A 12981-nucleotide genomic window follows, 5' to 3' on the forward strand; every position below is an offset into this window, starting at 1 on the left:
CGCTCACCGGGCGGCGAGGGTGTGGCTCGCGGTGAGCAAGTCCAGCCCCGCTCCCGCAACCTCTTCGGGGGAGAAGTCCAGGCATTCGAGGTCATACGGGCACTGGAAGGCATAACAGGGATGGCAGGGCGTCGGGCGGCGCAGGAGGCGGGCGGGCGCGTGGCGGGGCCGCCACTGCGACTCGTAATCCGTGCCGGAGTAGGTGGCGAGGACGGGTGTACGTGTCGCGTCCGCGAGGTGCAGGGCGGAGGTGTTGTTCGTCAGGACGAGCCGAGAGGCGGCGATCAGGGCGGCGAAGGTCGGGAGGTCGGTCCGTCCCAGGAGGTCCACCCCATGCTCCCCCAGTTCGGCGAGGAGGTCACGGCACCGCTCCCGGTCCTTGTCCACGCCCGTCACGGCGACCTTGAATCCTGTTCGTTCCGCGATCAGCCGCGCCGCGCGTCCCGCCAGCGAAGGCGGATAGGTGCGGGCCGAGCAACTGGCGAAGGGGTTGAGGAGGAGGTAGGGCTGGGGCACGAGGGCTGAGGCTCGGGACCGGGCCTCTTCGGAGATGTGAACTTCGAGCGCCCGGCTTCTCACCGAAACGCCCGCCGTCTCAATGAGCCGTAGATTCCGCTCGGCCTGATGCTCCGTCTCCGGGGTAGGGGAGAGGGGTTGATGGGTCAGGAGGCCGGGGGCGCGTTCTTTCGACTCGCCCAGCCGCAGCGGGATTCCGGCGAGCAGGCAGGCCAGCGCGGGCGGGTGCGGCGTCTGGCTGAAGGAGGTCAGAATCACGGCGGCGTCGAACTTCCGCTCACGCAGCATCCCGATCAGCTCCATCTCCCGCGCCGGGTCCGCCCGACCAGTGCCGAGCTGCTGCCACATCGCCCGCCATACCAGAACGTCGTCCACCCAGGGCAGGAGGGGAGCCGCCGCCGCACCGCCCGGACTCGCCATCAGGGTAAGGCGCGACCCCGGCAACGCCTCCTTGAGCGACCGCAGCATGGGGCCAGTCATCACCACGTCGCCGATGTTGTCCAGGCGCATGACGAGGACGTTCCTGACAGTCGCCCACTCGGCGTTCATACCTTCAGGACCTTCGGCGCGTCCACCTCGCGGTTCGGGAGGGTCGTCGGCAATTCCTGATGGTACACGCCCGACGGCATGACCGCGCAGCCGCCAGAGCGGGCCATCACCCGCCACTGGGCCAGCACGTCCTCGCCCGCGTGTTCCTCGGGCAGCTCGCGCCAGAAGCCGAAGGCCCCCGCCGCCTCCAGACACGCGCGGTCGTACAGGACGCAGCCGCCCACCCAGGCGACCTTGTAGACGCGCGTTCGCTCGGGCGAGGGGGCCAGCCGCCGCTGGACGTGGAGGAGGTTCGCCGCGTTGTGCAACTCGTACCGGTGCCACGCGGGCGAACCCACCGTGATCGTCTCCGGCGTGACCGGCCCCTCCCAGCACTCCACCGCCTGCTGGTGGGGCCGCTCGTCCGCCTGGAAGCTCAGCCCAATCACCGCGCTCCCCACGAAGCCGCACCGCTCGCGCCCCAGCACGCCCAACATCTGCCCGACCACCCACGGCTCAAGAATGAGGTCGTCGTCGAGAAAGAGGACGAGCGGCGCGCGGGCCTGCTCAAGGAGGAACTGCCGCTGCTCCGCCATGCCGCGCCGGGGAAGGTGACGGTGAACTGACACTTCGCAGCTGTGGAGTTCGAGCACGCGAATGGCTGTGACAACCTCCGCCCGCTCGGTCACAGGAGATTCGCCCTGATCGGAGATCACCACTCGGAAGGGCTGAACGGTTTGCGCGGCGAGACTCGTCAGCGTGACGGCCAGGGCACCGGGGCGGTCGCAGGTCGGGATGAGAATGTCGAGGGCCGTCATGTCGTCCGCTCCAGAGCAATGGGGGAGAGGAGTTCCAGCGCCGCCGCCACGACCTCCTCCGGCCTCACCCCACGCAGGCAGAGGTGGTGCCCCTCCGGGCAGACCGAGCGGTAGCACCAGCGGCACGGCACGTCATGGGAGAGGACGCGGGACGACACCTGCCAGGGCGTGTGCTGCGGATTCGTCAGCGCGTAGAGGTCCACCACGGGCGTTCCCAGCGCCGCCGCCATGTGCGCGGGGCCGGTGTTGTTGGAGATCAGGAGGGGGGAGGCCGAGATCAGCGCCGCGAGTTCCGCGAGGTCCAGTTGCCCCGCCAGCGAGTGCCCGACGCCGCCCGCCATCGCCCGAATGTCCTCGATGAGGTCCCGCTCCCCGCCGCTTCCGGTAAAGAGGAGGGTGAGGCCCTGATCGGTCAGAAGCCGTGCAACTTCCGCGAAATACTCGGGTGGGTAGCGCCGGGAGGAGGCCGTCGCGCCAGGGTGGACGACGGCCCACGGTCGGGAACGGTTCAGCCGCAGGGAGGCCAGCAGCCCCGCCACTCGCTCCGCCGCTTCCATTGGAAAGCTCAACGACAGCCGCTCATCTCTGGTGGTCGCCCCCACCGCCGCCACCAGATCGAGTTGCCGCTGGACCTCGTGCCGGATACCGCCCTCCGGCTCGGTCTCGCGCACCCAGTCGGTGAGGAGTTGGTACGGATTCTCGCGGCAGTGGGCCAGCCGCAGCGGAATGTCTGCGAGAAAGCACAGCATGGCCGAGGGGAGAGGATTCTGGCTGTAGACGGTGAAGATGGCGGCGGCGTCGAACTGCCGTTCTCGGAGCAGCCGCACCATCTCGAAGTCGGGGGCGCTGCTCAGGCGGGGGGCGGTGGCCTTGAGCCACGGGGCCTCGTACACCAGCACCTCGTCAATCTCGGGCACGAGGCGGGCGACGGCGGCTCCCGGCGGTGAGGTCAGGAGGGTCAACCTCCGACCTGGGTGGCCCTCCTTCAGTGCCCGCAGCGCCGGGGTCGTCATCAGCACGTCGCCCAGCGTGTCCAGCCGCACGGCGAGGACGTTGCGTGCCGACGCCCAGTCCCCCGCCAGCACAGTCATCAGTCCCCCGCCCCCGGACGCGCGTAGGCCCGCCGCACCCGCTCGATGATGCCCGTGGTGGAGCGGTCGTCCAGATACGACAGCAACCGCACCTCGCCGCCCAGCGACTCCACGAGCGGAGCTTCCGGCAACGTCTCGCGCGTGTAGTCGCCGCCCTTGACGTACACGTCGGGCCGCAGCGCCTCGATCAGCCGGGCCGGGGTGTCCTCCGTGAAGGGGACGATGAGGTCCACGCAACTCAGCGCGGCGAGCACCTGCGCGCGGTCCTCGGTGGGGTTGATGGGCCGCGATGCCCCCTTCAACCGCCGCACGCTCGCGTCGTCGTTCAGGCCGACGATCAGCACGTCACCAAGAGCTTTAGCTTGATTCAGATACGTGATGTGCCCCCGGTGCAGCAGGTCGAAGCAGCCGTTGGTGAAGACGATGCGCCTCCCTCCCTCCCGCAGCGCGGCGGCCCGCGTCACCAGCCCCGCCGTGTCGAGCACCTTGTCCTCGGCGGTGAGGAAGTCGCGCAGCTCGGCGGCGGTGCAGACCGTCGTGCCCCCCTTCCGGACCACCACCGTCGCGGCGGCGGAGGCGAGGTCGGCGGCGGCGGGTGTGTCGGCCCCGCCCGCGAGCGCGAGCGCCAGCGCCCCCACGAAGGTGTCGCCCGCCCCGGTCGCGTTCGCGTTGGAGTGGGGCCGCGTGAAGGTGCGGTAGGCGGGCTGGCCCCGCTCGAAGACGAGCGCGCCCTCCACGTCCAGCGTCACGGCCACGATGCGCGCACCCGTGCGCTCCAGCACGGTGTCCTCCCACGCGGCGACCTGTTCCAGCCGTTCCTGCGAGGTGTGGCGGGCGGTCTCACCCAGCAGCCGCAGCGCCTCCCCGTAGTTCGGTTTCACCGCCGTCACGCCCGCGTCGCGGTAGCGTTCGGGCCGCTTGGCATCCACCACGAGGACGCGAGGCGAGCGCCGCTGCTCGTCGGCCAGCGCCCCGATCACCCGCCCCGTCAGGATGCCGTACCCGTAGTCGGAGACGATCACGGCATCCGAGCGACGGAAGGCGGCGCGCAGATGGTCGATGAGGGCGTCCTCTTCCGCGCCTATTACGTCCTTCTCCGTGCCCTGGTCCATCCGCAGCAGGATTTGCGAGGCGGCGAGGACCCGGCGTTTAACGAGCGTTTCCCGTCCCGCCGCACGCACCACGCCGGAGGTGTCCACGCCCGCCTTCTCCAACGCCCCGAGGAGGATGTCACCCTCAGCATCCGTGCCGACCGCCGACAGGAACTCCACGCTCGCCCCCAATGCGCGGACGTTCAGGGCGGCGTTGGCGGCCCCACCGGGCACATCATGGCGTCCGTGCAGGGCGACGATGGGCACCGGGGCCTCGCGGCACAGGCGGTCGGCGGAACCATACAGGTACGAGTCGAGCATCCCCTCGCCGATCACGAGTACCCGCAAGCCACGGAACCCCTCAAGGTGTTCTAGGAGCATGTCTTTCCTCCTCGGCGGTGAGGATGGCCGCCGCTACCTCCGCCCAGTCCCGCGCCGTGTGGTGTGGTGTGCGGTATGGCCCCGGCAACCACTCGGTCTCGCCGCCGTTGTCCAGCAGCACCGTGCGGCACCCGGCCCGCCGCCCGGCCTCCACGTCGTTCAGGATGTCGCCCACCATCCACGACCGGGTGAGGTCCAGCCCCAGCTCATCCGCCGCCCGGCGCAGCAACCCCGGCCCCGGTTTACGGCACTCGCACTCCACCGCATACTCTTCCACCGTTCCCTTCGGGTGGTGCGGGCAGGCGAGGAAGCCCGCGAGCGTCACGCCCTCGGCGGCGAGCAGTTCGCGTAGGCGAGTCTCGACCCCACCCAAAGCCGACTCGGGAAAGAGGCCCCGCGCCACCCCCGACTGATTGGTGATCACGACGAGGACATAGCCTGCACCCGACAGCGCCCGCAGCACCTCACCGACGCCCGGCGCGAGGCGGATCAAGGCCGGGTCCACGTTGTAGGGCACGTCCTCGATGAGGGTGCCGTCCTTGTCGAGGAAGACGGCGGGGCGGCTGGGAGGCGTGGTCATGTGCGCTAAAGAGAGGGGCAAGCAGGGCTTGCCACCCCCCACCCAGCCTCCCCCGCAAGGGGGGAGGAGCAAAACACCGAAGGCATCGTCTGACCTCTCCTCCCGACGCTCAGGGCCACGACGTTTCCCGCATCGGCACCACGGTCAGTTCCGGGACGACCGTGCCCTCGGGCTGGAGGAGGACGTAGCGCACGGCCTCGGCGACGTTACGCGGGTCTTGCAGGTTCGAGAGCGGCGTGTCCGGGAAGCGTTCGAGGATGAAGGGCGTCTGCATCCCGCCCGCCACAAGCGCCGTGACCCGGACGCCGTGGGGTCGCGCCTCGACGTGGAGGGCGTGCGAGAGGCCGAGCAGTCCCCACTTGCTCGCGTGGTAGGCGCTGGCATTCGCCCACGCGCGCTTGGAGGCCGTGGACGCGATGTTCACGATGGCCCCGCGCCCCCGTCCCGCCATGCGCGGCAGCACCGCCCGCGAGAGGAGGAACGGCCCGCGCAGGTTCACGTCGAGTACCCGGTCGATGTCGGCCACGCTCAGCTCCTCGATGGGCAGCGTCACGTCCGTCCCCGCGTTGTTGATCAGGATGTCGAGGTGGCCGTATTCCTCCTCAAGCTGCGCGACGACCTGTTCCATCTGGTGTTCATCACGCACGTCGAGCAGGGCGGCCTGCACCTTGAGTCCGGCCCCCGTCAACTCGCCCGCCAGCCGCTCGGCCTGGGGAAGTTTCACGTCGGCGGCGATCACCTGCGCGCCCGACTCGGCCAGCACGCGGCAGATGGCGGCACCGAGGCCGCTTCCACCGCCCGTCACGAGGGCGACCTGACCGGCGAGGGCAGTGGCGAAGGGAGACTGGGGCTGCGGCTGGGGAATAGATTGGGTCATAGGGTGGCTCCTTTTCCGGCTTTCGCGGAGGGCTGGGAGATGAGGGGAGAGGTCGCGCCGGGCGGATTCAGGCGCGCGGCGGGCGGCAGGGGCACGGGCAGGGCGGCGTGAATCTGCTCCTCCACGAGTTCGCAGATGAGGTGCAGGGCGAGGAGTTGAACCTCCTGGATGCGCGGCGTGTCCCCGCACGCGACGAGGAGGGGGAGGTCGGCGAGGGGATGCGCGGCCCCCCCACTCCCGCCGAGCAGCGCCAGGGTGGTCAGCCCCCGCTCCCGCGCGGCCCCGAGCGCGGCCACCACGTTGGGCGACTGCCCGCTCGTGCTGATGACGAGGAGGAGGTCGCCCGCGCACCCGAACGCCTCGACCTGCCGGGCGAACACGTCCCCGAAGCCCACGTCGTTCGACCAAGCGGTGAGGAGCGCGGAGTCGGCGGTCAGGGCGATGACGGGCAAACCCCGGCGACCATCGCGCCGGAAGCGGCCCACGAGTTCGGCGGCGAAGTGCTGCGCGTCGGCGGCGCTGCCCCCGTTGCCGCACACGAGGACCTTGTTCCCCCGCTCGAAGCAGGCGGAGATGGCGTGCGCGGCGGCCACGATCTGCGGCTGGAGAACTTGCCGTGAGCGGGCGAGGGCGGTCATGAGGCCCTGAAAGGCGCGGTCCACGGCGGAGTGGGCGGACGGGGCGACCTCCGGCAGGGACGGTTGGGGCTGCTCCCGGCCAACCTCCCGGTACGCGTCTCTCAATTGACGCGCCACGCCCTCCCAGGTGAAGTGGGTCCGCACCCGGCGCAGGGCCGCCGCGCCCATGCGCTCCCGCAACTCGCCGTCGTCCAGCAGCACGCCCAGCCGCTCACCCAGCGCCTCCGGATCGCGCGGCGGCACGAGGAAGCCCGTCTCACCGTCCACGACCGTATGCGCGATACCGCCCACCCGCGCCCCGACGACGGGCGTGCCACACGCCATCGCCTCCAGCGGCGTGATGCCGAAGGGTTCGTACCACGGCGTACTCACGAACACGTCCGCCGCGCTGTAGTAGTCGCGCAGGGCCGCCCGCTCCCGGCTCCCCGTGAAGGTGACGCAGCCCGCCACACCCTCCGCCCGCGCCACCTCGCGCAGCCGCCCGAGTTCGGGGGTCAGCGCCGGGTCGGGACTCGGGCTGTTGCCGCCCACCACGAGGAGGCGGGCCGGGCGGGCAGAGGTCCGCAGCGCCCGCGCGAAGCCCCGGATGGCGTCGTCCACGCCCTTGCGCGGGACCATGCGGCCCAGTTGGAGGACCACCGCCTCGTCGGGGTCCAGCCCGAGCCGGAGCCGCGCCTCCCGGCGACACTGCGGCGAGAACTCGGCGGGGTCGAAGCCGCAGGGCACCGTGACGATGCGGGCGGGGTCGGCCCCGTACAGCTCGCGCAGGTCGGCCTCGTCCTGGGGGCACTCGGCCACGATGCGGTCGGCCTCGCGCACCAGCCGCTCCTCGATGCCCAGCCGCGCCTCCGGGAAGCCGTCCGCCCCGCCCTGGTGCAGCCGCCGCACCTTGCCGAGCGCGTGGAAGGTGATGACGAAGGGCACGCCGAGCATCCGCTTGAGGTCGGCAGCGACGAGACCCGACATCCAGAAATTCGCGTGCAGGAGGTCGTACCGCCCCTCCCGCGCCATGAATCCGGCCATGAAGCGGGTGAAGTCGGACATGAGGGGGAGCAGGTCCTCTTTGGGAAGGACCGCCGCCGGACCCGCCGGAACATGCACCACGCGCACGCCGGGCACCCACTCCAGCACCTCGGGGAGACTGGGGGCGTCGCGGCGGGTGAACACGTCCACCGCGTACCCCAGCGCCGCGAGGTGCCGTGCCACCTGTGCCACGTACACGTTCTGCCCGCCCGCGTCCGTGCCCCCCAGTGAGGCGAGCGGCGAGGCGTGTTCGCTGATGAGGGCGACCCGCATCACCGCGTCCCCCCCGCCAGCACGCCGCGCCCGGCCACCTCGCGGAAGAGGGCGTCCCAGTCGCGGGCGAAGCGTTCGATAGAGAAACGTGCGCGCGCCACCTCCCGCGCCCCCGCGCCGAGCCGCCGCGCCTCGTCGGGGTCGTCCAGCAGTTCGCGCATCTTCTGGGTCAGTTTCCGCACGTCCGTGTCCACGTAGCCTGACACGCCGTTTTGCACCACCGTCGCCATCTCGGCTGTCGCCAGCCCGACCATCGGCATCCCCAGCATCATCGCCTCGCACACGGCGAGGCCGAGGCTGGTGTAGCGAATGGGATTGAAGAAGAAGCGGTACGGCGCGGAGAAGGCGGGCAGGTCCTTCAGGGGCACGGCACCCATCCCGCCCATCTGCTCGGAGGCGATGCCCACGAGATCGAGGGGAAGTTCCGCCCGCGCCTCCTCGAACACGTCCGCGCCCAGCCGCCGCCCGCGCGATTTCAGGCCGTTCACCACCGTCAGCCCGCGCGCCCGCTCGCCCGTCCACCTCACGTCCGGCTCGGTGACGCCGTGCTCGATCACCTGCGTCGGCGTGCGCCCGCTGTCCCACATCAGGTCGTTGAAGGCGGTGACGTGGACGAGCATCACCTCCGGGTCGTCCACCGGATGCCGGGTGTCGGTCGGTGTCTCGCGCGGCGGGTCATGCTCGAGGTACAGACGCGGGAGGGCACGCTGGGCGGGCGACAGGATTTCGAGCTGGTCTTCCAGATAGTTCCTGCGCGACTGGAAGAGGATGGCGTCGAAGGGCAGGTTCCGCACTTCCTCCGCAGGAACGTCATGCACGTTGTCGCTCCAGCGGAAGTCGCCCGCACGCCCGCCGTACCCTTCCGGGCGGCCCGGCTTGACCGGCAGGTAGAACTCGTTGGGCACCTGCGTCAGGTAATACAGGTAGCTGCCGTGGACGTGCCAGGTCAGGATTCGCAGCGGTCTCATGTCGGCTCCTTTCGTGGGGAGAGCAGGCTGGCGAGGGGTGCGGGGGCCGGGTCCGCCCCGCCCGGCTTGACCCAGTGCGTCAAGGTCTGCCCCCCGAACTCGGCGGAGACGCCAGCGGTCCAGGGAATGCCCGCCAGTGCGCACAGGTAGCCCAGGCCGTGCGGTGAGTCACCGGGGGTAGTGAGGAGGACGGCGGCGGCGAAGTTCCCGGCGCGCAGAGTGTCGAGGAGTCGAGGAGTCCAGAAGCTCTCCGGGGCCAGCACCTCGGCGGCCCAGGAAGGAACGGCCTCACGCTCGGACGATGGAACGAGCAGGGAGAGGTGGGCGTCCGGCCACGCCGCCCGGCACCCGTCCAACTGGGGACGGAGGGCGGCCACGTTCCGCGTGCAGGCGAGGAGCACCTGCCCCTTCAGCTCAACCGACACGGCTTACCTCCCGCTCCAGCAGGGCGCGAACCCCGCCCAACACGCTGTCCAACTCCCCGTTCACCGCCCGGTGACGCTCGCGGTTCAGGGGTGCCCAGCGGGCCGGGTCGGAGATCAGGAAGACGACCACGCTCGGCGTGCCCGTCGCCGCCGCGAGGTGAGAGACGCCCGTGTCGTTGCACACGAGCAGCCGCGCCCCGGCGAGGAGGGCGGCCAGCGTGCCCAGATCGGTCTGCCCGGAGAGGTCCAGCACCCCAGGCCGCATCATCTGTTCCCGCACCGCCGCCGTCACCGCCGCCTCGCCCAGCGTGCCCGTCAGAACGACCCGCAAGCCGTACCCAATCAACTCGTCGGCCACCCGCGCGAAGTGTTCGGGTGCCCAGCACCGCTCAAGCTGGCTCGCGCCGGGGTGAATGACCGCGTAGCTGCCCGGTGTCAACATGTCCGCACCCACTACGGCCCGCAGCGCCGCCCGGTCCTCCTCGCGGACAGGGAAGGTCAGGTCCTCCCCCCGCGACGGACACCCCAGGAACTCCACCAGCCGTAGCCACACGAGCGGCTCGGGTTCGTCCGCCCGGTAGGGGAGGAAACCCGCCGGGTCCGGGCACCACGTCCCAGGCAGGAAGCGTCCCGCCGTCTGCCGCGCCCCCAGCAACGCTACGAAGACGTTGCTGATCGGGCCGCTCCCGTGCATCTGAATGGCGAGGTCGTACCGCCCCTGACCCCGCCCCAGGAAGTCCAGAACCTCCGCGTTCCGCACCGGAACCTCCGGCAGGCCCGGAAAGCCCGGAAACACTTCCAGTCGGTCGATGAGTTCGGGATACCGCCTCACGAAGGCCGCCGCCCCCGGCAGCCCCAGCAGCGTGACCTCGGCCCCCGGCCACCCCGCCCGCAGCGCACGGAGGGCGGGCACGGCGCACAGCAGGTCGCCCAGGCCCGGCAGGGCACGGAGGACGAGGATGCGTTGGGAGGCGGGTTGGGGCATGCGGGGGAAACTCCGGGTGAATCGGGAAAAGAGGAATGACTCCGTGACGGTCACGTCACAGACGCTTCAAGCAAAGTGTCAGGTGAGGTCCTCCCCAGGAGGGGGAACCACCGAACGGGAAAACAACGTCTTTCCCCGTGGAAGGGCAGCGTAAGCGAGCTACACCCCGAATCGCATGATGCAGATGCACAAACCGTCGCGCGGCCTCTTTAGGCGATTGCACAGGGGTAAAACGGAGTCAGGACGAGAAACACGTCCCTCACGTGAGAAATCCCACGCCAATCTCTGCCTTGAACCTCCTTTGATAATGGAGGCTGCGATAAGATTAGGGTCAGTTCCTCACTGCTCCTGCAAGCGGCGGATGAGCAGCGCGAGGCGAATCTGGACGGCGTGATCGAAGGTGCGGGGGTTGAGGCCCGTCAGGGACGTGACTTTCTCCAGGCGGTACTGGAGGGTGTTGCGGTGGAGGCCCAGGCGGCGGGCGGTGGCGAGGGGGTGGCAGTCCTCGGCGAAAAAGGCCTCCAGCGTGCCCAGCAACTCCGGCTCGCGGTCGAGCGGGCTGAGGAGGTGGAGGGCGAGGCTGAGCTTCGTCGGCTCGTCGCCGAGGCCCACGAAGGCAGCCACGCCCAGCGTGTCGAGGGTGTGGCTGCGGTTCTCGCCACTCAGGCGGCTGCCGAGCGTGAGGGCGGCGCGGGCGTCCTGGTAGGAGCGGACCAGCCCGTCCGGTCCCCGGTGGTGACGCCCGATGCCGATGTTCAGGGGCACGCCGAGGTCGGCCTGCAACCGCGCGAGCAGGGCATTGCCCGCCCGCCGCAGGGCCGCGAGGTTGGCCCAGGAGGAACTGGTGGGGGCTTCGGGGTCGCCGTCTCCCACCCAGGGGCGCAGGCTGCGGGAGTCGCTCGCCTTGAGGACCGCCACCTCCCCCTCGCCCAGGGAGGCGCAGATCGTGTCGTTCGGCAGGTGGAAGAAGTTGACGACGCTGCTCACCACGAGTTGCGCCCGCTGCGTGCCCCGCGCGGGGTCCTGTTCCGGGGCCAGCACGTAGGCCGAGGCGTCGATCAGGATGACGGCGCGCGGCGGCCCCAGGTCCAGCCCCAGCCGCCGCGCCTGCCGCTGCAAGGTGTCCTCGTCCCGGACGGTGCCGTGGAGCAGGTCGTGGATGAGGGCGTCCTTGAGGTCCTGCTGCCCCGGCTGCCGCTCCAGCGTGAGGACCTGCCCCAGCACAAGGTCCACCACCCCATGCGCCAGCCGGGGCGAGACGGCTTCGCCCTCGCCGGGCAGGATCAGGACGCGGCCCTCCTGCGCCCCCAGTCGGAAGGGCACGTCCAGGGCCTCCTCCAGCCCCTCCAGCGAGGACACGGGCACACCGCACCACTCCGCCCGGTTTGCGGCCACCACCCGGTCCCCCTCTCCCACCACCAGCGTCGGGGCGGCGAGCAGTTCGGCGGTGCGGTCACACAGCAGACGCAGCACCCGCTCGGAGCGGGCATCGGTGCGGAGGGGGGCAGTGGGCAGGATGGGGACCTCCAACGCCCCTCACGTTACGCGCCCAGCCACATCTCGATTTGGGTGAAATTCACCGTGCAGGAGGGCCGCAAGCTCATCCGTCGCCGCGAGGTCGTCCCCCGCCGGACCTCCGGGAGAACCATCGTGGTCTCCCCACCGGGGCGAGGGAGTGCCGCTCACCCCGTCCCGGCGAGGAAGGCGTCGTAGGCGGCGATAAAGTTCCCAGGCTGCTCGAAGTAGATCAGGGCACCCGTGCCAAACCGCCCGAAGCTCCAGTTGGCCCTGCTCTCCACGTTGCTCAGGTCCCCGAAGTCCGTGAAGCGGTCTCGCTCCCCGTACGCCAGCCACACGGGCACCGTCAGGGCCTCGTACACCCGGTCGATGTCCGCGCTGAACAGCAGCCCGGCGATGAAGGCGAACGGCGCGTGCCGGGTACCGGGAACGTGTGAGGTCGGGTAGGTGTAGCGCAACAACCCCTCGTCCACCGCTCCCAGGGAGCCGAAGGTCTGGGCGAGGAAGAAGCGCAGGCTCGGTGCGCTCGCCAGCGCGTCGTAGAAGGGTTGCGCCCAGAGCGGGTATTCCAGCGCACGCTTGACGCCCGGACGGCCACGGGTGCTCCCCGACCCGCCGTAGAACTGCTCGCTCCTGCCGAAGCCGGTGGGTGTGACGAGGGCGACCGAGCGGAAGTCGCCCTGGCGCTCGGTGGCGGCGCGGGCCAGGAACTCCCCGCCCAGCGAGAGGGCGAGGGCGTCCACGGGTCCCCCGTGTTCCAGCGCGATCTCGTCCAGAACGTCGTGGATGGCGTCGGTCATCAGGCGCGGGCGGTACTCGCGGTCGGTGCGGGCCGAGAAGCCGAAGCCGGGGAGGTCGAGGGCATACACCCGCCGCGAGGCGCGGTAGTGCTCGAACAGGGGCCGGACCTCAGAGGCGCTTGCGGCGGCATTGACGCTGTGGATCAGGAGCAGGGGCGCGCCCGAACCCGCCACGTAGACGTTGAGCGGCCCCGCGCGTCCGTCGAGCGTTCGCCGTTCGGCGTCGAGGGCGGGCGGGGGCGTCAGGCTATGGGGCACGCGCAGGCGGCTGTACAGACTCCAGCCTGCCCACGCGGCCAGCGGCAGGGCGGCGAGCTGAACGGCGCGGCGCGGCGCGGTGCGGGTCGAGGTCATGTCCGAGCCTACGGGAAATCGCGCGGAGGGTGCCGCTTCCCCCCGACTTTCTGAGGGAAGCGTGGAGCAATTCTGGGGGAACATGGGTGGAGCGGAGCGGACGCCGGAAGCGGAG

At 70.7% G+C, this 12981-nt stretch carries 12 protein-coding genes; all 12 read right to left on the minus strand.

What is annotated here, in order from left to right:
- Positions 1-3 precede the first annotated feature (3 nt).
- Positions 4-1065, minus strand: a complete 1062-nt coding sequence (locus V3W47_RS03970) for a glycosyltransferase family 9 protein (protein ID WP_331823875.1) — start codon at positions 1063-1065, stop codon at positions 4-6.
- On the minus strand, positions 1062-1862 hold the full coding sequence (locus tag V3W47_RS03975) for a glycosyltransferase (RefSeq protein ID WP_331823876.1): 801 nt from the start codon (positions 1860-1862) through the stop codon (positions 1062-1064). Before V3W47_RS03975 ends, V3W47_RS03970 begins: the two co-directional genes overlap by 4 nt.
- Entirely contained in the window at positions 1859-2953 is a 1095-nt protein-coding gene (gene waaF, locus V3W47_RS03980) for a lipopolysaccharide heptosyltransferase II (protein WP_331823877.1), read from the minus strand. The genes V3W47_RS03975 and waaF overlap by 4 nt, the downstream gene beginning before the upstream one ends.
- Entirely contained in the window at positions 2953-4425 is a 1473-nt protein-coding gene (gene rfaE2 / locus V3W47_RS03985; protein ID WP_331823878.1) for a D-glycero-beta-D-manno-heptose 1-phosphate adenylyltransferase, read from the minus strand. Before rfaE2 ends, waaF begins: the two co-directional genes overlap by 1 nt.
- Positions 4406-5005, minus strand: coding sequence for a D-glycero-alpha-D-manno-heptose-1,7-bisphosphate 7-phosphatase (locus V3W47_RS03990; protein ID WP_331823879.1), 600 nt, complete (start codon positions 5003-5005; stop codon positions 4406-4408). Before V3W47_RS03990 ends, rfaE2 begins: the two co-directional genes overlap by 20 nt.
- 109 nt (positions 5006-5114) lie before the next feature.
- Entirely contained in the window at positions 5115-5882 is a 768-nt protein-coding gene (locus V3W47_RS03995) for an SDR family oxidoreductase (RefSeq protein ID WP_331823880.1), read from the minus strand.
- Positions 5879-7816: a glycosyltransferase gene (locus tag V3W47_RS04000; RefSeq protein ID WP_331823881.1), complete on the minus strand. Its 1938-nt coding sequence runs from the start codon at positions 7814-7816 to the stop codon at positions 5879-5881. The genes V3W47_RS03995 and V3W47_RS04000 overlap by 4 nt, the downstream gene beginning before the upstream one ends.
- A complete protein-coding gene (locus V3W47_RS04005; protein WP_331823882.1) occupies positions 7816-8784 on the minus strand; it encodes a glycosyltransferase in 969 nt (322 codons plus the stop codon). The genes V3W47_RS04000 and V3W47_RS04005 overlap by 1 nt, the downstream gene beginning before the upstream one ends.
- Positions 8781-9209 carry a glycosyltransferase family 9 protein gene (locus V3W47_RS04010; protein WP_331823883.1) on the minus strand — a complete coding sequence of 143 codons (429 nt, stop codon included), beginning with the start codon at positions 9207-9209 and terminating at the stop codon, positions 8781-8783. The genes V3W47_RS04005 and V3W47_RS04010 overlap by 4 nt, the downstream gene beginning before the upstream one ends.
- Positions 9199-10194, minus strand: coding sequence for a glycosyltransferase family 9 protein (locus tag V3W47_RS04015; RefSeq protein ID WP_331823885.1), 996 nt, complete (start codon positions 10192-10194; stop codon positions 9199-9201). The genes V3W47_RS04010 and V3W47_RS04015 overlap by 11 nt, the downstream gene beginning before the upstream one ends.
- Before the next feature lie 339 nt (positions 10195-10533).
- On the minus strand, positions 10534-11724 hold the full coding sequence (locus V3W47_RS04020; protein WP_331823886.1) for a PucR family transcriptional regulator: 1191 nt from the start codon (positions 11722-11724) through the stop codon (positions 10534-10536).
- A gap of 152 nt (positions 11725-11876) precedes the next feature.
- Positions 11877-12866: an alpha/beta fold hydrolase gene (locus tag V3W47_RS04025; protein ID WP_331823887.1), complete on the minus strand. Its 990-nt coding sequence runs from the start codon at positions 12864-12866 to the stop codon at positions 11877-11879.
- Positions 12867-12981 lie beyond the last annotated feature (115 nt).

It is taken from the genome of Deinococcus sp. YIM 134068 (assembly GCF_036543075.1).
In the GTDB taxonomy this organism is placed as follows: Bacteria; Deinococcota; Deinococci; order Deinococcales; family Deinococcaceae; genus Deinococcus; species Deinococcus lichenicola.